The 20,644-nt window shown below is 73.4% G+C and carries 18 protein-coding genes; 2 read left to right on the forward strand and 16 right to left on the reverse strand.

All coding sequences use genetic code 11. The features are described from left to right. Window positions 1–23: 23 nt before the first annotated feature. From ACZ5GH_RS12320 to ACZ5GH_RS12335, 4 genes are all read right to left on the reverse strand, one after another. Window positions 24–221 (reverse strand): hypothetical protein, encoded by a 198-nt coding sequence (locus ACZ5GH_RS12320; protein ID WP_387748180.1) that lies wholly within the window; start codon window positions 219–221, stop codon window positions 24–26. A gap of 478 nt (window positions 222–699) precedes the next feature. Continuing rightward, window positions 700–1,839, reverse strand: coding sequence for a PP2C family protein-serine/threonine phosphatase (locus tag ACZ5GH_RS12325; RefSeq protein WP_387748178.1), 1,140 nt, complete (start codon window positions 1,837–1,839; stop codon window positions 700–702). Between the two features lie 416 nt (window positions 1,840–2,255). Then, the gene (locus ACZ5GH_RS12330) at window positions 2,256–2,741 is read right to left on the reverse strand and encodes a ribose-5-phosphate isomerase (RefSeq protein WP_387748176.1); all 486 of its coding nucleotides are present in this window, start codon (window positions 2,739–2,741) and stop codon (window positions 2,256–2,258) included. Window positions 2,742–2,842: 101 nt separating this feature from the next. Beyond that, window positions 2,843–3,442, reverse strand: coding sequence for a biotin transporter BioY (locus ACZ5GH_RS12335; RefSeq protein ID WP_387748174.1), 600 nt, complete (start codon window positions 3,440–3,442; stop codon window positions 2,843–2,845). A gap of 266 nt (window positions 3,443–3,708) precedes the next feature. On the opposite strand from ACZ5GH_RS12335, the gene ACZ5GH_RS12340 reads away from it, so the two are divergent. After that, window positions 3,709–5,136 (forward strand): amino acid permease, encoded by a 1,428-nt coding sequence (locus ACZ5GH_RS12340; protein WP_464334258.1) that lies wholly within the window; start codon window positions 3,709–3,711, stop codon window positions 5,134–5,136. A 68-nt stretch (window positions 5,137–5,204) separates the two neighbouring features. Here ACZ5GH_RS12340 and ACZ5GH_RS12345 read toward each other — a convergent pair whose 3' ends face one another. Next, window positions 5,205–5,837, reverse strand: coding sequence for a mycothiol-dependent nitroreductase Rv2466c family protein (locus tag ACZ5GH_RS12345; protein ID WP_387748170.1), 633 nt, complete (start codon window positions 5,835–5,837; stop codon window positions 5,205–5,207). A gap of 225 nt (window positions 5,838–6,062) precedes the next feature. On the opposite strand from ACZ5GH_RS12345, the gene pepN reads away from it, so the two are divergent. Next, on the forward strand, window positions 6,063–8,627 hold the full coding sequence (gene pepN / locus ACZ5GH_RS12350) for an aminopeptidase N (protein ID WP_464334259.1): 2,565 nt from the start codon (window positions 6,063–6,065) through the stop codon (window positions 8,625–8,627). A gap of 136 nt (window positions 8,628–8,763) precedes the next feature. On the opposite strand, the gene ACZ5GH_RS12355 is transcribed toward pepN, so the two are convergent. From ACZ5GH_RS12355 to ACZ5GH_RS12405, 11 genes are all read right to left on the reverse strand, one after another. Next, complete coding sequence (locus ACZ5GH_RS12355; protein ID WP_387748166.1) at window positions 8,764–9,063, reverse strand: putative quinol monooxygenase; 300 nt, start codon at window positions 9,061–9,063, stop codon at window positions 8,764–8,766. Beyond that, window positions 9,063–10,028, reverse strand: coding sequence for an NAD-dependent epimerase/dehydratase family protein (locus ACZ5GH_RS12360; RefSeq protein WP_387748164.1), 966 nt, complete (start codon window positions 10,026–10,028; stop codon window positions 9,063–9,065). The genes ACZ5GH_RS12355 and ACZ5GH_RS12360 overlap by 1 nt, the downstream gene beginning before the upstream one ends. Before the next feature lie 67 nt (window positions 10,029–10,095). Beyond that, complete coding sequence (locus ACZ5GH_RS12365) at window positions 10,096–11,346, reverse strand: MFS transporter (protein ID WP_464334260.1); 1,251 nt, start codon at window positions 11,344–11,346, stop codon at window positions 10,096–10,098. Further along, window positions 11,343–12,686: an amidohydrolase family protein gene (locus tag ACZ5GH_RS12370; protein WP_464334261.1), complete on the reverse strand. Its 1,344-nt coding sequence runs from the start codon at window positions 12,684–12,686 to the stop codon at window positions 11,343–11,345. The genes ACZ5GH_RS12365 and ACZ5GH_RS12370 overlap by 4 nt, the downstream gene beginning before the upstream one ends. Beyond that, window positions 12,683–13,936 carry an ATP-grasp domain-containing protein gene (locus ACZ5GH_RS12375; RefSeq protein WP_464334262.1) on the reverse strand — a complete coding sequence of 418 codons (1,254 nt, stop codon included), beginning with the start codon at window positions 13,934–13,936 and terminating at the stop codon, window positions 12,683–12,685. Before ACZ5GH_RS12375 ends, ACZ5GH_RS12370 begins: the two co-directional genes overlap by 4 nt. An 89-nt stretch (window positions 13,937–14,025) precedes the next feature. Then, window positions 14,026–14,976 (reverse strand): transketolase family protein, encoded by a 951-nt coding sequence (locus ACZ5GH_RS12380; protein ID WP_387748156.1) that lies wholly within the window; start codon window positions 14,974–14,976, stop codon window positions 14,026–14,028. Beyond that, complete coding sequence (locus ACZ5GH_RS12385; protein WP_387748154.1) at window positions 14,973–15,791, reverse strand: transketolase; 819 nt, start codon at window positions 15,789–15,791, stop codon at window positions 14,973–14,975. The genes ACZ5GH_RS12380 and ACZ5GH_RS12385 overlap by 4 nt, the downstream gene beginning before the upstream one ends. After that, window positions 15,788–17,641, reverse strand: a complete 1,854-nt coding sequence (locus ACZ5GH_RS12390; RefSeq protein ID WP_464334263.1) for a M20/M25/M40 family metallo-hydrolase — start codon at window positions 17,639–17,641, stop codon at window positions 15,788–15,790. Before ACZ5GH_RS12390 ends, ACZ5GH_RS12385 begins: the two co-directional genes overlap by 4 nt. After that, complete coding sequence (argC, locus tag ACZ5GH_RS12395; RefSeq protein ID WP_401107923.1) at window positions 17,638–18,690, reverse strand: N-acetyl-gamma-glutamyl-phosphate reductase; 1,053 nt, start codon at window positions 18,688–18,690, stop codon at window positions 17,638–17,640. Before argC ends, ACZ5GH_RS12390 begins: the two co-directional genes overlap by 4 nt. Further along, window positions 18,683–20,002: a DegT/DnrJ/EryC1/StrS aminotransferase family protein gene (locus ACZ5GH_RS12400; protein ID WP_464334264.1), complete on the reverse strand. Its 1,320-nt coding sequence runs from the start codon at window positions 20,000–20,002 to the stop codon at window positions 18,683–18,685. The genes argC and ACZ5GH_RS12400 overlap by 8 nt, the downstream gene beginning before the upstream one ends. Continuing rightward, the gene (locus ACZ5GH_RS12405) at window positions 20,002–20,631 is read right to left on the reverse strand and encodes a degT/DnrJ/EryC1/StrS aminotransferase (RefSeq protein WP_387748146.1); all 630 of its coding nucleotides are present in this window, start codon (window positions 20,629–20,631) and stop codon (window positions 20,002–20,004) included. The genes ACZ5GH_RS12400 and ACZ5GH_RS12405 overlap by 1 nt, the downstream gene beginning before the upstream one ends. Between the last annotated feature and the right edge of the window lie 13 nt (window positions 20,632–20,644).

Consider the following 20,644-nt stretch of genomic DNA (forward strand, 5'->3'; position numbering starts at 1 on the left):
CCCGCCCGGCCGCCCCGCCCCGGTCAGCCGCCGGTGATGCTGGAGATGCTGTGCGCGAGGTTGGCCAGCAGGGAGTTGATCGAGGTCGCGACGGTGGTCTCGTGCAGCATGAAGCCGAAGAGGGCGGCGACGATCGCGTGCGGGATCTTCATCTGCTTGTTGCGGATGAAGATGATGCACAGGATCGCGAACAGGACCAGAGCGGAGACGGAGAGTGCCACCCGGACTCACTTCCTCGTTTTCATAGCGGGGTGCCACCGCCCGGCGGCACCTGCGAAAGCCGGACCCCGGCCTGTCCGACGGTCCCGAGGCGGAATCGCGGACCGTCCGGCACACCGCCGGTGAGGGAGCCCACGGTCGCCCGCTGCCTGTCGTGCCGCACGTGCCGCCCCCCATCCCCCGAATCCTGAACAGTCCCGCCCGGACTCAGTGTGGTCGACCGTGCCGATTGCGTAAAGGTCTGACAGTCGGCCCAACGCCGATATCCTGCGATGCGAGACGAGTTTCCGCCGACCGGGACGATAGCGGAGCGGTCCTGACGAATCGTCGGCGGGGCCGTGCTGAGCGGCCGGAAGACGACCGGGGGCGGGGAACGGAAGCCGCTGGTCCGGTCAGTCGACGGGGCGTCCGATTTGGCTGAAGATCAGCTGCCAGGCTTGACAGCTGCCGCTGCCCTCGGCATGTGCCCCGGACCCGGTGTCAGTCGCGCCAGAGCAGCAGCACGGCGCGGTCGTCGTTGATGTCCCGGGCGACCGTCTCGATCAGCGCGCCCGCGGCGCCCGTGCCGGTCCCCGGGCCGCCGCCGGGCACCAGCCGGTCCGCCTCCCCCATCAGCCGGTCCATGCCCTCCCCTAGGTCCCGGCCCGGCGCCTCGACCATGCCGTCGGTGCACAGCATCAGGACGTCGCCCCGGTTCAGCCGGCCGCGCACGCCCTCGAACTTGGCGCCGTCGTAGATCCCGAGCAGCGGGCCCTCGGCCTGCTTGACCTCCCAGCGCCCCTCCCCGGCCAGCCGCTGCATGCCCGGCAGGTGCCCGGCCGAGAGCAGCTCGTACTCGCCGGTGTCCAGGTCCAGCACCAGGTGGACGGCGGTGGCGAAGCCCTCCTCCCAGGACTGGCGCAGCAGGTAGCCGTTGGCGGCGGGCAGGAAGTCGTGCGCGGGCAGCGAGCCGACCAGGCCGCCGAAGGCGCCGGAGAGCAGCAGCGCGCGGGAGCCGGCGTCCATGCCCTTGCCGGAGACGTCCGCCAGGACGACCTCCAGCAGCCGCTGGCCGGGGCCGGTGCGGGCGGCGACCACGAAGTCCCCGGAGAAGGACTGGCCGCCGGCCGGGCGCAGCGCCATGTCCGCGTGCCAGCCGTCCGGCAGTTCGGGCACCCGGCTCTGCACCCGCAGCCGCTCGCGCAGGTCGAACAGCATGGTGGAGCCGCCCCACCAGGGCACGCCGACCCGGGCCCGGAACTGGGCGAGCAGCAGGCCGCCCACCCCGGCGGCGCCGACCACCAGGGCGGCACCCGGGGTCACGCCGTAGACGTAGGCCTCGGGGTTGTCGCTGGCGACCCGCTGGCCGGTGTGGATCACGGACTCGGCGGAGAGCCCGAGCGCGGCCAGCGCGTAGAGCACCACCAGGCTGCCGGGGCGCAGCAGCAGGGCGCCGGCCAGGATCGGCAGGACCAGGGAGGTGGGCGGGGCCCAGTCGGGCATCCAGATGTTGAACAGGATCAGCAGCGGGACGAGCAGGGCGAGCGCGCAGAGCACCGGCCAGTCGGCGGCGCCGCCGCGGAAGTAGTCCACACCGGCCGTGCGCAGCCTTCGGCGGACCCGGCGGAGCCTCTTGCGCAACCGGGCCGTCACGGACTCGGACGCCGGGGCGGCGCCGGGCCTCGTCGCAGTCGTGTGGGGCGGTGTGCCCGGCGCTCTGCCAGCCATGGGGTCCGACCCTATCCACGGGTACCGCCCGGCGTCGACGGGCCGGGGGCGGGCACGGACGCCGGAGCGCGGGGTGTCCAGCGGGTTTCGGCCGATCGGGACGGTTGCGGGCGTGCCGTCAGGAGGCGTGCGCGGATTGGGCGTACGAACCGTGCGGACGGCGTGTGCGCCGCGCGTGCGGGGGTGTCCGCGCGCCGGGGCCTGTGGCCGATCCCACAGGTGGAGCGGGGCGGCTCCGGCGCGTCGCGCGGCCTGCGGGCGCTCCCGGGACGGCGGCGGCCGGTCGCACGGAGCGTGCGGCCGGCCGTCGGGAAGGGTGGGTGGCGGGATCAGCCCTGCGGGTGGTGGGCCGGGATCGGCGGGAGCTCGCCGGTGGTCTCGTACTCGCTCAGCATCTCGATCCGGCGGGTGTGCCGGGGCTCGCCGCTGTACGGGGTGGCGAGGAAGACCTCGACGAACCGGGTGGCCTCCTCCAGCGAGTGCATGCGGCCGCCGATGGAGATCACGTTGGCGTTGTTGTGCTGACGGCCGAGCTCGGCGGTCTGCGCGCTCCAGGCCAGCGCGGCCCGGACGCCCTTGACCTTGTTGGCGGCGATCGCCTCGCCGTTGCCCGAGCCGCCGATCACGATGCCCAGGGCGTCCTCGTCGGCGGCGGTGCGCTCGGCGGCGCGCAGGCAGAACGGCGGGTAGTCGTCCTCGGCGTCGTAGATGTGCGGCCCGCAGTCGACCGGCTCGTGGCCGGCCTCCTTGAGCCACTCCACGAGGTGGTTCTTCAGTTCGTATCCGGCATGGTCGGAGCCCAGGTACACGCGCATGCCATGAGTGTGGCATGCGCGTGCGCCCGGGCCCGACAACGGGGGCGCCGCCGGGGCGGGCCGGCCGGGAAGGGCCGGCCGGCGGGTCGGCGTCGGGCGGGTCAGCGCCGGCCGAGCAGCTTCCAGACCAGCGGCAGGGCGCCGGCGGCGAAGGCGGCCTTGAGGGCGTCGCCGACCAGGTACGGGTAGAGGCCTAGCTCGGCGGCGCGGGCGAGCGACACGTGCAGCGACACGGCCAGGTACGGGACGCCGACCGCGTAGACGGCGAGGCTGCCGAGGACCATGGCGACGGCGGTGTCGACCGGCCTGCGGTCGGCGCCGCGGCGGGCCAACGCGCCGGTCACGGCGGCGGCGAGGACGAAGCCCAGCACGTAGCCGAAGGAGGGCGCCGCCCAGCCCGAGGTGCCCTCGGCGAACCAGGGCGTGCCCGCCATGCCGGCCAGCAGGTACAGCGCGAGCGAGGCGGCGCCGCGGCGGGCGCCGAGCGCGGTGCCGACCAGCAGGGCGGCGAAGGTCTGGCCGGTGACCGGCACCGGCGAGCCGGGGACGTTCACCGACAGCTGCGCGGCCACGCCGGTCAGCGCGGCGCCGCCGGCCACCAGGGCCAGGTCGCGGACCTGGGTGCCGAGGCGGGTGGAGGCGGCGGGCAGCAGGTCGGCGAGGACGGCGCGGCGCGGTATCGAGGTGGTGGCAGTGGCCATCGGGGCTCCTCCGTGAGAGTCCAGGTGAGTGAACACCTGTGAACCTACGCGGTGATCCACTGGCCGAACGGCACGGTTTCGGACAAACCCCTACCCTCGGGCATTGTCGGAACCGAACCGGAACGACTCCTGGTCACAGCATGATCACGGTAGGTTTCGGCGTGGTCCGCATCGTGGGCCCGATTCGAACATTCTTGGCATGGACAGCGGTGCCGCCGGATATTGGACAGCTCATGTCGCATACCGCACAGTCTGGAACCACCCCTATGGCCCCCACTTCCGCCCCACCGGCGACCGGGACTCCCGACGGCACCCAGCCGGCCGCGGGCCCGGCGCCGGGTGGCCAGCAGCTCTCCCACGGGCTGAAGCAGCGCCACCTGTCCATGATCGCCCTCGGCGGCGTGATCGGCGCCGGCCTCTTCGTCGGCTCCGGCGCCGGAATCGCGGCCGCCGGCCCGGCGATCATCCTGGCGTTCGCGCTCTCCGGCCTCCTGGTCATGCTGATCATGCGGATGCTCGGTGAGATGTCCGCCGCCCGTCCCGCCTCCGGATCGTTCTCGGTGCACGCCGAGAAGGAGATCGGCCCCTGGGCCGGGATCACGGCCGGCTGGATGTACTGGGTGATGCTCTGCTGCGGCGTCGCCGCCGAGGCCACCGCCGCCGGGAAGATCGTCAACGGCTGGATACCCGGCGTCTCCGCCTGGGTCTGGGTCGGCCTGTTCATGGTCTTCTTCTGCGCCAGCAACCTCACCGCGGTGAAGAACTTCGGCGAGTTCGAGTTCTGGTTCGCCGCGATCAAGGTCGCCGCGATCATCACCTTCCTGGTCCTCGGCGGGCTCGGCATCGCCGGCGTGCTCGGCCCCGGCGCCCCCGGCACCGCGAACCTCACCGGCCAGGGCGGCTTCCTGCCCAACGGCGTCGACGGGCTGATCATCGGCCTGCTCGCCTCGGTCTTCGCGTACGGCGGTCTGGAGACCGTGACCATCGCCGCCGCCGAGTCCGACGACCCCCAGAAGAACGTCGCCAACGCCGTGCGCACCGCGGTGTGGCGGATCGCGATCTTCTACATCGGCTCGATGGCCCTGGTGGTCACCCTGGTCTCCTGGAAGGACCCGGCGGTCGTCTCCGACGGCCCGTACGTCACCGTGCTGAGCCACCTCGGGGTGCCCGCCGCCGGAACGATCATGCAGGTGGTGGTGCTGGTCGCGCTGCTGTCCGCGATGAACGCCAACATCTACGGCGCCTCCCGGATGGCGTACTCGCTGGTCGGCCGCGGCCAGGGCCCCAAGGCGCTGGCCAAGGTCAGCGGCGGGGTGCCGCGCAGAGCCGTGCTGATGTCCTGTCTGTTCGGCTTCGGCGCCGTGCTGGCCGCCAAGTTCTGGCCGGAGACCGTGTTCACCTGGCTGATGAACACCACCGGCGTGGCGATCCTGGTGGTCTGGCTGTTCATCTGCGTCGTCCAGCTGCGGATGCGCCGCCGGCTGGAGCGCGAGGCTCCCGAGCTGCTCACCGTGAAGATGTGGGGGTTCCCGTACCTGACCTGGATCGCGATGGCCGCGGTGGCCGGCATCCTCGCCCTGATGACCACCACCGAGGGCAACCGCGAGCAGCTGTACGCGGCCGGCGTGCTGGTCGCGGTGCTCACCGCCGCCGGGCTGCTCAAGCAGCGCCGGGACGCCGCCGCGCTGCGCTGACCCTCCGGTCGCAGGCACGGCGAGGGCCCGGTACCGGTGCGGTACCGGGCCCTGCCGCGTCTGCGGGGCTACTCGAAGGAGGGGCCGGCCGTGCGGGTGCGCTTGATCTCGTAGAAGCCCGGGGTGGAGGCGACCAGCAGGGTGCCGTCCCACAGCCGGGCCGCGGCCTCGCCCTTCGGGGCCGGGGTGACCACCGGGCCGAAGAAGGCCACCCGCTCGCCGTCCGCGCCCTCGACCGCGATCACCGGGGTGCCGACGTCCTCGCCGACCAGGGTGATGCCCTCCTTGTGCGAGGCGCGCAGGGCCTCGTCGTACGCGTCCGTGCCGGCCGCGTCGGCCAGCTCGGCGGGCAGGCCCGCGGCCAGCAGGGCGGCCGTGACGGTCTCCCGGTTCTGCGGCAGGCCCTGGTTGTGGAAGCGCACGCCCAGCTCGGTGTAGAGCCGGCCCAGCACCTCCGGCCCGAACTGCTCGGCGGCGGCGACGCAGACCCGCACCGCGCCCCAGGCCTTCTCCAGGAAGTCCCGGTAGTCCTGCGGGAGGTCCCGGTGCTCGTTGAGCACCGACAGGCTCATCACGTGCCAGCGCACGTCGACCGGGCGCAGCTGCTGGACCTCGATCAGCCAGCGGGACGTCATCCACGCCCACGGGCAGGCGGGGTCGAACCAGAAGTCGGCGGTCTTGCGCTCAGCGGCTGTCGTCACTGCGGGTGTCCTTCGCGAGGCTGTCCGTGGCGGGGAGGGGTTCCGTCCCCGGCACGCCAACACCCGCCCGGCGCCGCTGATTCCGGAGCGGACGCGGCGGTCTGTGCAATGGTACCGACCGTACGGGCCGTGAAAGGATGACCCCGCGCGCGGAGCACACCCCCGCGCCGAGACCGCACCACCCACAGGCGCACCACCGTGCGAGCCGGACAAAGGAGTACCGCCGTGCCTGGCAAGAACCTCAGCCGCGACGAGGCGCAGCAGCGGGCCAGCATCCTGGCCGTGGACGGCTACCAGGTCCGGCTGGACGTGACCTCGGCCCCGGACCAGGCGGCCGGCACCTTCCGCTCCACCACCACCGTCACGTTCCGCTGCTCCCGGCCCGGTGCGGACACCTTCCTGGACCTGCTCGCCCCCGCCGTCCGCTCGGTCACCCTCAACGGCCGCGCCCTCGACCCGGCCACCGCCTACGACGGCGCCCGGGTGCACGTCGACGGCCTGGCCGCCGAGAACGTGCTGACCGTCGAGGCGGACTGCGCCTACAGCCGCACCGGCGAGGGCCTGCACCGCTTCGTCGACCCGGTGGACGGCGAGACCTACCTCTACACCCACTACGAGCCGGCCGACGCCCGCCGGGTGTTCGCGAACTTCGAGCAGCCCGACCTGAAGGCCCCGTTCACCTTCACCGTGACCGCCCCGGCCGCCTGGGACGTGTGGTCCAACGCCCCGCACGAGACCGTCGCCGCCGACGGCGGGGCCCGCACCTGGGAGTTCGCGCCGACCAGGCCGATCTCCACCTACCTCACCGCCGTCGTCGCCGGCCCGTACCACGTCGCCCGCGACCACTACCGCCGCGAGCTGGCCGACGGCACCGCGCTGGAGATCCCGCTCTCCGCGATGTGCCGCAGGTCGCTGGCCCCGTACTTCGACGCGGACGAGATCCTCGGCGTCACCAAGCTCGGACTCGACTTCTTCCACGAGGAGTTCGACTACCCGTACCCCTTCGGCAAGTACGACCAGGCCTTCGTCCCCGAGTACAACATCGGCGCGATGGAGAACCCCGGCTGCGTCACCTTCCGCGAGGAGTACGTCTTCCGCTCGAAGGTCACCGACGCCGCCTACGAGGCCCGGGCCAACGTCATCCTGCACGAGATGGCGCACATGTGGTTCGGCGACCTGGTCACCATGCGCTGGTGGGACGACCTGTGGCTGAAGGAGTCCTTCGCCGACTTCATGGGCTCCTACGGCCTGATCGGCGCCCGCACCCGCTACTCCTCGGCCTGGGTCACCTTCGCCAACCAGCGCAAGGCCTGGGCCTACCGGCAGGACCAGTTCCCCACCACCCACCCGATCACCGCGGACATCCGGGACCTCGAGGACGCCAAGCTCAACTTCGACGGCATCACCTACGCCAAGGGCGCCTCCGTCCTCAAGCAGCTGGTGGCGTACGTCGGTTCGGAGGCCTTCTTCGAGGGCGCCCGCCGCTACTTCAAGCGCCACGCCTTCGGCAACACCGAGCTGGGCGACCTGCTGGAGGTGCTGGAGGAGACCAGCGGCCGCGACCTCAAGTCCTGGGCCGCCGCCTGGCTCCAGACCTCCGGGGTCAACGCGCTCACCCCGCAGGTCACCACCGACGCCGAGGGCCGGATCACCGAGCTGGCCGTGCTCCAGGACGGCGACGTGCTGCGCCCGCACCGGATCGCGGTCGGCCTGTACGACCGGGACGCCGACGGCGCCCTGGTGCGCACCGGGCGGATCGAACTGGACGTCACCGGCGCCCGGACGGTCGTCGCCGAGGCGGCCGGCCTGCCCCGCCCGGCGCTGGTGCTGCTCAACGACGACGACCTGACCTACTGCAAGATCCGCTTCGACGAGGAGTCGCTGGAGAACCTGCGCGCCGGCCTCGGCGACATCCGCGACGAGCTGGCCCGGGCGCTGACCTGGTCCGCGGTCTGGAACCTCACCCGGGACGGCCTGATGCCGGCCCGCGACTACGTCGCCCTGGTGCTGCGGTTCGCCGGCCAGGAGGGCAACATCGGCGTGCTCCAGTCGCTGCACGCCCAGGCCAAGACCGCCGTCGACCTGTACGCCGACCCGGCCTGGCGCGCCGAGGGCGGCCGGCTGCTCGCCGACGGCGCCCTGCACGAACTGCGCGGCGCCGTCCCCGGCAGCGACCACCAGCTGGCCTGGGCCCGCTTCCTCGCCCAGACCGCGGGCGGCGCCGAGCACCTCGGCCTGGTCCGCGGCCTGCTGGCCGGCAGCGCCCGGATCGACGGCCTGGAGGTCGACCAGGACCTGCGCTGGTCGCTGTGGCTGGCGCTGGCCGCGGCCGGCCAGGCCACCGACGAGGAGCTGGCCGCCGAGCTGGCCGCGGACAACACCGCGAGCGGCAAGCGGCACCACACCCAGTGCCTGGCCGCCCGGCCCACCGCGGAGGCCAAGGCCGCCGCCTGGTCGGCCGTGATCGACTCGGACGAGCTGCCGAGCGCCCTGGTCGAGGCCAACACCGCCGGCTTCTCGATCCCGGCCCAGCGCGATCTGGCCGCCCTCTACGCGGCGCCGTACTTCAAGCTGCTGGAGCGGGTCTGGGCCGAGCGGAGCATCGAGATCGCGATGCGGATCGTCGGCGGCTTCTTCCCGATCGCCCAGACCGACGGGCAGACCCTGGCCGAGGCCGACGCCTGGCTCGCGGGGCACCCGCAGGCCGCGCCGGCGCTGCGCCGCCTGGTGCTGGAGCGCCGGGACGACCTGGCCCGCGCGCTGCGGGCGCAGGCCTGCGACCGGTCCTGACGGGCCGCAGGAGGCCGTTGCGCCGCGCCGCAACGGCCTCCTGCCGTACGGGCGTTGCGCCGACAGGCCGCGGGCCCCGACCGCTCCCGGAACCCGGGGAGAGGTCGGGGCCCGCGCCGTCCGCGGCGCGGGGCGCTCAGCCGGCGAACGCGGACACCGGGACGCTGGGGTGCACCTCGCGCTCGACCCGCGGCAGGATGTCCGGGATGTAGACCTTCTGGATCGCGTCGCCACCGTCGTGCGCCTCCCAGGCCTCCCGGGTCGCCCAGCGCTCGACCAGGACGAAGCGGCCCGGGTCGTCCTGCGAGTGGTACGCCTCCCAGCTGACGCAGCCGTCCTCGGCGAGGCACAGCGGCCGCATCCGGGCCAGGGCGTCGGCGACCGCCGGGACGCCGTCCGGCTCGGTGACCCTGACGATGACGATGAGGTCGAACATCACTGCTCCTTGGCGGTGGTGGGATCGGTCTCGGCGGCCGCGGCCCGGCCGAGCTCGGGCAGCCACTCGGCGATGGGGGTGAACCGGTAGCCGAGCGAGGCGGCCCGGTCGGCCGACATCGCGAAGTCGGCCGGGCAGGAGAACGGGGACAGGTCGGGATCGCCCGCCGGGTCCTCCTTCTCGATCACCTGGGCCTTCAGCCCGGTCGCCCCCTCCACCGAGGCAACGACATCGTAGACGTCGGCGGTGTCCGGGGAGGCCACGTTGACCGCGCCGGTCACCTCGTTCACGGCCGCCCAGGCGAGGAAGCCGGCCGCGTCCTCGGCCCGCACCAGCGAGGTGCGGCCCGGCCGGGCGTGGGCCACCACGGGCCGCCCGTCCCGGACCCGGTCGACGTGGAAGCGGTAGCGGCCGGTGAAGTCGCCCTCCTCGGCCAGCACGTGGGCCACCCGGGCCAGCACCACCGGCACCCGGGCCCGGTCGGTCACCGCGGCCTCGGCCTGGCGCTTGCCCTCGCCGTAGTTGGCCTCCAGGTAGTCGTCGTCCTGCCAGGGCAGGGTCAGGTCGTACGGGTACCCGGCCGGGTCGAGCTCCTCCTCGCGGGCGAGCGGCCCGAACTCCGGTGCCGCCACCGGCCCGCGGAAGGTGTCCTTGTTGTAGACCTCTATGGTGCTGGTCAGCACCAGCTTCCCGGCCCGGTCCCCGAAGGCCTCGCAGGCCTCCACCGCGGCGTTGGGGGTGTAGCACATCTGGTGCACCACGGCGTCGAACCGCTCCCCGGCCACCGCCTCGGCCAGCTCGCCGGGGCGGTTGACGTCCGCGCGCAGCCGTCGGACCGAGTCCCCGAACGGGTCCGGGGTCCGGCCGCGGGTGATCAGGGTGACCCGGTGGCCCGCCGCCAGCAGCCGGCGCACCAGCAGCTTGCCGAAGTAGCGGGTCCCCCCGATGACGCAAATGTCAGCCATCTGCTCTTTCCTGTCTCTTTCTCTCTCGTTCCGTCCGCGGCCGCGACGCGCGACCGCTCGGGTTCTGTCAGGCGGACGCGGCGCCCACGGCGTCGGACGAGTCGTCCTGCGCCTTCCGGGCCGCCTCGGCCGCGCCGCCCTCCTTCCGGCCCACCAGGCAGGCCACCGCGCAGCCGACGGCGACCACCGCGTCCACGTACCAGTTGGCGCCCGGCACCCCGGCGGAGCGCGACAGGTCGAACAGCACACCCGCGAGCACCGAGCCTGCCATGTTCCCGGCGCTGCGGAAGAAGTGCATCGCCCCCATCGCCTTGGCGAGTTGACGCTCGGGGACCTTGCGAGCGATCCACATGTCGAAGGACGGCACGAAGAGGATCTCGCCCAGGACCACCGTCAGCGCCCCGACCACCACCCAGGCGGCGCCGCGCCCGGCCCCGAGGGCGGTGAACGCCACCGTCATGCCGGTGAGGCCGATCGCCATCACCACGGCCGGGTCGAGCCGGCCGATCAGGAACTTGAACACCGGGTACTGGAGCACCAGGATGCTCAGCCCGGTGATCCAGAACGGCGCGGAGGGCGCCCACTGCGGCACGTACCGCTCCATGTGCAGCGGGATGCCGACGATGAAGCCGATCGACAGGAACCAGAACACCGACGACAGCAGGAAGTAGCGGGTGGCGCCGCGGATGTCGATGCCCTTGAACACCGCCGTGGAGAACAGCGGCCCGCGGGCGGCCCCGGCGGGCTCCGCCGGCGCCGGCGCCTGGAAGCCGTCCCGGGGGATGAAGGACGACGCCGCCAGGCAGAACGCGAGGAAGATCGCGAACACCACCGAGAACAGGGTGCTCAGCTCGACGTCGGCCAGCACCGCGCCCAGCATGGCCCCGCCGAACACGCCCACCTGGCCGGCCATCTGGAAGGTCGAGAAGGCCTTGGGGCGCTCGTCGTCCGGATAGGAGGCCAGGACGTTCTTCAGGCCGGGGAAGGAGGTGCCCGAGCCGAAGCCGATGAAGAAGGCGAGCACGGCGTAGACGAACACCCCGCTGCCGAAGCCCATCAGGCCCAGCGCCACCGCCTCCAGGGCGGTGCCGAGGAAGACCGCACCGCGGATGCCGATGCGCAGCGCGACGCCCTCGTAGAAGAAGGTGGCGAGCAGCCGCCCGACGTACGTCATGGCCATCACGACGCCGGCCCAGAAGCCGCTGTCCACCCCGCCGAGCGAGGCCACCAGCACGGGGAACCAGATGTAGCTGCCGGTGTTCGCGAGGAGGATGCCGGCGTTGACGCCGATCAGCGCCCGCCTGCGGTCGACGGTCACAGTGCGGCCCTCTCCTTCGTCTCGTCCGTCGTCGTCCCGGCCGCGGCGCGGAGCGCGGCGACGGTCCGGGCGACCGCCGGGCGGTCGACCGGCGTGCCCCGCACGACGGTGGCGGTGGGCAGCGCCGAGAGCGGCCGGCCGGGGGCGTGCAGGTTGTAGGTGGCCGGCGCCCCGACACTGATCGGGTGGGCGGCGCCGGACTCGCCGCGCAGCTCGTCGAAGTAGCGCCGGCCGCCGACGGTGGCCTGGTGGCGCAGCGCCGTGGCGAGCGAGGGGTCGTCCCCGCGCAGCAGGTCGAGCTCGCCGAGCAGCGAGTAGCCGTGGTACGCACCGGTGTTGCCCGAGTCGGTGCCGACCAGCAGGTTGCCCTCGCGCAGCGCGGCCAGGGCGTTGCGGCGCATGTCGCCCAGGGCGCCGGTGCGGGTCTCCTGGAGGCCGTAGGTGATCCCGTACGGCTGCTCCAGGCCGCGGACGGCGTCCAGGTTGCGGACGTCCTGGGTCTCGGCGAAGCCCTCGCGGCCGTACTCGGCGAGGAAGTCGTCGGCGGTCATGACCATCGGGCGCAGGCCGGACAGGGTGGAGACGAACCGGGCGCCCGCGAGGTCCTTCCACTCGGCGTCGCCGAGGGTGCGGTCCCGGACCGTGTGGGCGAAGAGCCGGAAGCCGCAGTCGTAGGCCCAGCGGGTCTCCTCCAGGGTGTTGCAGTCGATCACCGCGGTGATGCCGCGCTCGGCGGCGATCCGCGCGGTGAACCGCAGCACCCGCTCGGAGAGGCGGGAGAAGCGCACCCGGGAGCCGGGCTGCTCGGTGCCGTCGGTGAACATGACCTTGAGGAAGGTCGCGCCGCGCTCGGCGTTGTTGCGCAGCGCCTGGTCGAGGTCGGCCTCGACCGCGAGCATGTACACCGGGGTCGGGAACTCCACGCCGTGGCCGGAGAGGCCGGCCGCGTTGGTCATCGCCGTCACCGCGTAGCCGCAGTGGACCAGTTCGGGGTACGGCAGGGCCGACTCGGCCCGGCCGGCCTCCCAGGCGTCGGCCACCATCGGGAAGCCGAACATGTCCACCACGTGGGTGACGCCGTGGTAGAGGTACTGGAGGGCGATGATCCGCGGGTCCTCGGCGGTGTCGTCGAAGTTGGCGGGCAGCGCGATGTGGGCGTGGGTCTCGGTGTAGCCGGGCCACAGCTCCGGCTCGTCGCCGCGGCGGGTGCCCGAGGGCTCGATCCGGGTGAAGACCCCGTCCTCCACCGTCACGTCGAACAGCGCCTCGGCGTCCAGGGCGGGGACGGCCACGCCCGACAGCACGGCGGGCCGCCGCTGCTCGGGGGTGGCCGCGCTCACCGGGCCACCTCGACCGACAGGCGCAGGTCGATGCGGTCCAGGCCGTCCTGGCAGCGCTTGGCGGCCTCGTCCCGGTCCCCGCCGGTGAAGATGACGTGGCCGATCCAGTCGAAGTTGCTGCGGGAGAGCCGGTTGATGGCCGTGCCGGGCTTCTTGTACCCGAGGGCGCTGTGGAAGCCGGGCAGGTCGGTGAGGGCGTCGAACCCGATGGACTCGACCGTCCCGGCGACCGGGGAGCCGAACCAGTGGCCGCTGGCGGTGGTCTCGCGCGGGAAGGCCAGCTCGGGACGCTCGCCCAGGGCCAGGCGGATCACCTCCAGGTACGGGTCCACGCCGGAGCTGATCTCCATCAGGGTCGGCACGATCCCGCCGGCCAGGCGGCCGTTGACCTCGCACAGCACCGGGCCGTCCGGGCCGAGCAGCCACTCGGTGTGGATGAAGCCGAAGTCCACGCCGAGGCCGTTCAGCACGGCGGTGGTGGCGGCGAACAGCTCGTCCTGGAGCGGGTGGCCGCTGAAGTAGGTGAGGCCCATCTCGATGAAGTACGGGAACCCGCTGAGCGACCGGTCGGTCAGGCCGAGGTTGACCACCTCTCCCCCGGCGAGCACGCAGGACTCGACGGAGATCAGCTCGCCGGGGACGAACTCCTCGATGACGATCTCCGGGATGCGCACGACGCCGCGGCCGTAGTCGGCGACCTGGGCGAGCTCGGCGAGGTAGTCGCGCAGGTCCGACTCGTCCTTGAGGTGCAGCACGTGGAGGCTGGCGGTGCCGTCGGAGGGCTTGGCCACGCAGGGGAAGCCGACCTCGCGGACGGCGGCCTCCACCTCGGCCGGGTCGGTGGCCACCGCGAAGCGCGGCTGGCGGACGCCGGTGCCGTCCAGGACGGTGCGGGTGAGGTGCTTGTGGCGGGCGTTGCGGGCACCGTCGACGCTCATGCCCGGCAGGCCGAGCGCCTCGGCGACGGCGGCGGTGTGCACCGTGTGGTACTCGCTGTAGGTGGTGACGCCGTGGATCGGCTTGTCGGCGTGCAGCTGCTGGGCGAGGTCGATCAGCTCGTCGATGGAGAAGGCCTGCTCGCTCTTGACGACCTGGCAGTTCGGGTGGGCGTAGGCCGCCTCGGTCAGCGGCGAGACGCCGAGGTAGAAGTCGGGGTCGACCGAGACCAGGGTGACGTCGTGCCCCAGCTCCAGGGCGTTGGCGATACCGGCGATCCCGTTCGGGTTGCACTCGATCATGAGGATGTGCATGGCTGTGCTCCTTGTCAGGCTGTGGCTAAGGGGGGTGACGGGTCGTCCGGGGTGTTCGGACGGACGGCGCAGGGGTTCCGGGCGCCCGCTCAGCGGACGCAGGCTCCGACGGAGGCCGGCAGCCGGCCGGCGCCGCCGGCCCGGGCCACCGCCGAGAGCACGGCGGGCAGCGAGAGTCCGACCGCGGCCATGACCTCCTCGTGGTCGCCGCCGGTGGAGGGCCAGGTCAGGTCCGCGCTCGCCGCGGTGACCTCGCAGCCGGGCATCAGCAGCGCGAGGGCCTCGGCCGCCCCGCCCTGGGCGCGGTGCTCCTCGACCACGACGAACCGCCGGTGGTGGCGCGACAGTTCGGCCGCGGCGCGGGCCAGGTTCGGGTGGTCCAGGTAGACCAGGTGGGCGTGGGCCGGGCCGGGCCGGGCCTCCCGCGCGGCCAGCGCCAGGCGGGTGCCCTCCTCCCCCACCGACACCAGGCAGACCTCGCCCGGATCGGCCCGGAACTCCCAGTTGACCAGCGGCGGCTGCGCGCCCTCCCAGTCCAGCGAGCGGTACTGGGCGTTGCGCCCGGTGCGGATGTAGTGCGGCCGGCCGGAGCGCACGGCCTCGCGGACCACCGCCCGCATCTCCGCCTCCCCGTAGGGGGCGGCGATGACCACGCCCGGGATGCTGCGCAGGACGGCGAGGTCCTCCAGGCAGTGGTGGGTGGTGCCGAACCAGGCGCCGGAGACGCCCGCGTAGGGCGCCACCACGGTGACCCCGGCGTTCAGGTAGCCCAGCGTCAGCTTGAGGCTCTCCGCCGCGCGCAGCGCCGCGAAGGGCGCGAAGGTGCTGACGAAGGGCTTGTACCCGCCCGCGGCGAGGCCGGCCGCCATGTCGACCATGGCGCCCTCGGCGATGCCGAGGTTGAAGAAGCGGTCGGGGTGGGCGGCCTGGAACGGGTGGCCCTTGCCGCCGAGGTCCGCCTCCAGGCAGACGATGGTGTCGTCCTCGGCGGCGAGCCCGGTCAGCTCGTCGCGGTAGGCGTCACGGCCCGAGAGGGTCATCGGATCGCTCGCTTCCACTTGGCGGCGCGCGTGGCGTCGATGGTCACGTAGTGGGAGCCGGCCTTGCCCTCCACGGCGGGCACGCCCTTCCCCTTGACGGTGGCCGCGATGACGGCCAGCGGCCTGCGGGCCCCGGCGCGGTCGCCGGCCAGCAGTGCGGTGAGCGCCGCCAGGTCGTGCCCGTCGGTCTCCACGACCTCGAACCCGAAGGCGGCGAACCGCTCGGCGAGCCGGGGCAGCGGCGAGATGTCGGCCACCAGGCCGTCGTTCTGGCCGCCGTTGCGGTCGACCACCAGCACGAAGTTGCCCAGCTCCTGGGCCACGGCGACCTGGCAGGTCTCCCAGACCAGGCCCTCCTGGAGCTCGCCGTCGCCCGCGACGGCGATGCCGAGGCCGCTCCGGCCGCCGAGCTTGCGCGCCAGCGCCCAGCCGGCGGCGTACGGGACGCCGTGGCCGAGGCTCCCGGTGGGGAAGCGCACGCCCGGGACCTTGGGGCCCGGGTGGCCGGTGAACGGCTCGCCCGCCAGGCCGTAGCGTGGGGTCGGGTCGTCCGGGAGGACGCCGCTGACGTGCAGGGCCGCGTAGAGGCCTGCGGCGGCGTGCCCCTTGCTGAGCACGACCTCGGTGCCGTCCCCGGCCGAGGCCCGGTGCAGCGCGGCGATCAGGATGTCCAGGACGGACAGGCTGCCGCCGAGGTGGCAGCCGCGCGGCCCGGCGGCCATGTCGACCACGAGCCGGCGGGCCCGTACGGCCCGGTCGGTGAGGACGGCCAGCAGGCTGTCCTCGGCCCGCGGCGGGGCGAGCACCGCGCTCATCGACGGCTCCCCTCGGGCAGGGCGAACCACCGGTTGACGGCGTCCGCGAGCAGCGAGCGGGCGGTGCGGTACTCCATGGCGCCGATCCGCTCCTCGTCGGTGTGGTCCAGCGAGGAGTCGCCGGGGCCGTACGCCACCATGGGCACGTCGTGCCAGGTGGTGGCCAGCGTGTTCATGTCCGACGTGCCCTTCTTCACGACGAAGCGGGGCCGGATGTCGGCGTCCGCGAAGGCCCGGGTGAAGACCTTGACCAGCGGGCTGGAGCGGCCGCCCACGTAGCCGGGGGTGGCCCGCAGCACCTCGACGGCCACGCCGGGGCGGACCTGGTCGAGCGCGGCCGCGCGCAACGCGGCGAGGTCGGCGGTGGGCGGCACCCGGAAGTTGAGGATCCCGGTGGCGTGGTTGTGCTCGCGTCCGGTCCCGCTGCTGATCTCGATGACCGCGCTCAGCGCGTCGGTCGCCTCGGCCAGCACCGCCGTCCGGATGCCGCCGAGCGCCTCGATCAGGAGGTCGGGGGCGGAGACCGCGTCCTGTCCGGCCGAGTGGCCGCTGGGCACCGACGCCGTCACCTTGAGCTTGAAGAGCCCGAAGTAGCCGAGCGTCAGCTTCTGCGCGCCGCTGGGCTCGCCGATCACGACCGCTTCGGCCGGGTAGTGGTCCCGGACGTGGAAGGCGCCCTTGGAGGAGGAGATCTCCTCCTCGACCGCGCCGACCACGCACAGCTGGCCGTCCTCCGGGATGTCCGCGTGGGCGAGCACCTCCAGGAAGCTGGCCAGGCTGCCCTTGGCGTCGACGCTGCCGCGGCCCCACAGTTCGCCCTCGCGCCACTCGGCCGGCCAGCGGTGCGGCACGGTGTCGAGGTGGCCGAGGAGCAGCAGCCGGCGGGGGCCGATGCCGCGGCTGGCGACGAGGTTGCCCACCTCGTCGACGGCGGCGTCCATGCCGCGCTCCCGGCACCACTCGGCCAGCAGGGTGGCGAGTTCGGCCTCGTCGCCGGAGACCGAGGGCACCGAGACCACCCGGGTCAGCAGGCTCAGGTCGGCGGAGGGCTCGCGCACCCGCCAGAACCTGGTCCAGTTCGCCGGCTCGGCCATGGTGTGCGGCCCGGTGATGGCCACGTCGGCGCTGCCCTCCAGGGCGATCTCGGCCGCGCGGACCTTCTGCCGCATGCGTCCCGCGGCGTACCGCGCTCCGTCGCCCGGGTAGGCGTCGGCCAGCGTGGAGCGCGGGTCGTCCTTGTCCGTCAGCAGTCCGGCGGTGCCGGTGACCAGCCGCAGGTGGTCGGCGTCGAGCGCGTTGGCGAGGACCGCCGCGAGCACGTCGGCGTCGACGTTGAGCGGGGCGCCGCCGTCCGGGTCGGCGACCGGTGCGGACAGGCAGACCAGGTCGTAGCTGTCGAGCAGGGCGTTCAGCCGCTCGGTGTCCACCCGGGCGGGCACGCCGGCCCGGTGGTCGCGGACCACGATCGGCCGGCCCTCGGCGGACAGCGCCTTCAGCGGGCGGTTGGCCCGCCCGGTCACCAGTGCGCCGCGCGCCGCGACGGCGGTGAAGACGCCGAGCCCGAGGGCCCGGGCCTCCCGCTCGACGGCGGGCAGGGTGACCCGCTCGTAGGCGTCGACCAGGTGGGCCATCTCCTCGGGCGGGCAGTAGCGCACCTCGTCGCCGTTGGCGAGCCGCAGCTGCGGCATCGGGCGGCCGATCGCGCGGTAGTGGGTCTCGATGCCGGTGGCACCGCCGGCGACCAGCAGCACCCGGGCGCCGCGGGCCACCAGGTCGGCCAGCTCCTTGTGGATCGTCCCGTGGTCGAGGGTGGCGCTGCCGACCTTGACCACGTACAGCGGGCGGCTCATGGCGACACCGCCGTGGTGGGCAGTCCGGCCGTCTCGTCCAGGCCGAAGATCAGGTTCATCGCCTGGATCGCCTGCCCGGCCGCGCCCTTGACCAGGTTGTCCAGGGCCGCCACCGCGACGCACTGGTCGCCGCGGACCGCGACCGCCACCTCGGCGACGTTCGAGCCGACGACCGCCTTGAGCATCGGGAAGTCCTGCGCCGCCTTGGGGGCCGGCCGGACCCGGACGAAGGGCTTGCCGAGGTACGCCTTGGCGTAGGCCCGCTTGACGTCCAACGCCGTGACGCCGTCCCGCAGTTCGGTGTACGCGGTGACCATGATGCCGCGCGACACGTCGAGGCTGTGGGTGGAGAACCGCAGGTCCACGGCGGCGCCGGTGAGGTCGGCGATCGCCTGCTGGACCTCCGGGGCGTGCCGGTGCCCGTGCAGCTTGTGCACCCGGATGTTGCCGCTGCGCTCGGCGTGCGGCTCGCCGCCGCCGCGACCGCTCCCGGTGGAGCCGGTCTTGGCGTCGACCACGACCCGGTCGGTCGCGAGCGAGGCGGCGAACATCGGGTAGAGCGCGTAGATGGTGGTGACGGCCATGCAGCCGGGCAGGCTGATGAACCGCTCCTGCGGGATCCCGGGGCTCAGCTCGGGGACGTAGTAGGCGAACTCCTCGCTCGGCGGGTTCGCGGCGGTCTTCGGGTAGTGGGTGCGGACGTCGTCGCCGTCGCGCAGCCGGAAGTCGCCGCCCAGGTTGAGCACCCGCTTGGCGTTGTCGGCGATCAGCGGCAGCTGCTCCGGCAGGGTGCCGGTCGGCAGGCAGCCGAAGGCGACGTCGACGGGGCCGGCCTCGGCGAGCTGCGCCAGCGGCCGGAGGGTGAGCGAGCCGGCCCTCGGGTGGTTGCGCAGCCAGGGGTGGACGCTGCCGACCGTGGCGCCGGCGTTGCGCTCCGCGGAGAGGAACGCGAGTTCCACGCCGGGGTGTTCGAGCAGCAGCCGGATCACCTCGCCGCCGGTGTAGCCGCTCGCGCCGATGACGGCGACGCGGATCTTCTCGTCAGCCAAGGCGGGCCGCCTTCTCCCACGGGCGGCGGTAGTCGCCGCTCTCGACGAGCTTGCGGATGGCGTCCGGGCGCCGGGCGACCTTCCGGAAGGCGTCCGCGTAGCGCAGGATCCGCTCGTACTCGACCGGGGAGCGCAGCTCGCGGCAGAGCACCAGGGTGCTGTCGAGCATGCCCAGGGTGACCGGGAAGTCCTCGGGCCGGTGGTCGCGCACGGCGTCCGGGTTGAGCGAGAACGGGTAGCCGTTGCCGAAGCCGTCGCGGTGCCGGAACGGCAGGTGGCACGGGATCGGGGTGTTCTGCCACTCGCGGGCCGGCACGCCCTCGGCGACCAGCAGCTCGTGCACCGCCTCCTTGACGGCGTGCACCGGCAGGTCCTCCAGGCCGACGGCCTCCGGGTGCAGGGTGGTGCGGTACATGTTGTACGCGTGCACGTGCCCCTCCGGGACGTGCGGCGGCGTGAACAGACCGGTCCCCGCCAGGGCCTCGCCGAGCAGGGCGGCGTTGCGGGCCCGGATCTCGTCGTAGTACGGCAGTCGGGCCAGCTGGCTGGTGCCGAAGGCGGCGGCCACCCAGGACATGCCGTAGTCGATGGCGTGGCGCTCCAGGTAGTCGACCGCCCGGCGGTACGCCTCCTCGGTGGCGTAGAAGGCGATGCCGCCCTCGCCGCCGAGCGGGAAGTTCTTGTCGGCCATCAGGCTCTGGCCGGCGGCGTCGCCGAAGGAGCCGGCCACCCGGTCGCCGATCTTGGCGGAGTGGGCGTGCGAGGCGTCCTCGACGAGCGCGATGCCGTGCTGGTCGGCCAGGGCGCGCAGGGCGGACACGTCGGCGGGCAGGCCGTGGACGTGCACCGGCATGAGCGCCCTGGTCCGCGGGGTGATCGCGGCGGCCGCGGCCTGCGGGTCCATGCAGTACGTGCGGGGGTCGATGTCGACGAACACCGGGATCGCGTGCGCGGCGACCACGGCCTGCGCGGTGGCGATGAAGGTGAACGCCGGGACGATCACCTCGTCGCCGGGCTGCACGCCGGCGCCGACCAGGGCCATGTGCAGGCTGGAGGTGCCGCTGGCGGTGGGCAGGGCGTACTCGGCGCCGACGTAGGCGCGGTACGCCTCGGCGAAGTCGGCCACGACCTTGTCGGGCGACTGCCGCTGGGCGAGCATCAGGTTGAAGACGTCTTCCTTGGTGATGATCGGGAAGAGCGTGCGGCGCTGAGCCTTGGGGATCATCGCGCCGCCGCCGAGGGCGGCGAGCTCGTCGGCGAGGTCGGCGGCGGTGGGCAGGGGCAGTGGGGAATTCGGGAAGTCGGTGATCATCAGCGTGCTCCGGAGGTTGCGGCGGCGGGGCGCGCCGCGTGGGTGAGGGCCATCCGTACGCAACCGGCCACCAGGGGGCTCAGCCGGTAGTTGAACTGGACCCCTGGCACCAGCTCGGCGTCGGCCTCCTGCTGGGTCCACATCGTGCGCAGGTCGTAGGCGCCGAAGATCTTCAGCCGCTCGGCCCGGGCCCAGAGCCGCTCGTCGTCGGTGAGCACGGCGGCGGCCGGGCCGAAGCCGAGCCCGCTCAGGTCCACCACCAGCGCGGGGGCGGTGGCCCCGGCGGTCAGCTCGTCCAGCCGGCCGGCGTTCTCGGGGGTCAGGGAGACGAAGTCGAAGGCGGCCGGGGCCTGCCCCTCGACGGTGACGCCGAGCCAGCCCAGGAAGGCCACGGTGGCCTCGTCCGGCTCGGACAGGGACACGGTGTCGCCGTGGCCGATGCCCTGACCGGCCAGGGCCGCGTGCAGGGCACCGGTCCGGCTGTTCAGCAGGACGGCCTTGGCACGGCCGGTCCGCTTGGTCAGCAGCCGCTCCAGCGCGGGCAGTTCACGGTCGCTCTTCTCGATGCTCATGACCACGCCCGAGGTGAGCACGCGGGCGAGCACCGTCGCGGTGTCGAACAGTTCCATGGATCCTCTCCGG

It is taken from the genome of Kitasatospora sp. Xyl93, from assembly GCF_055383135.1.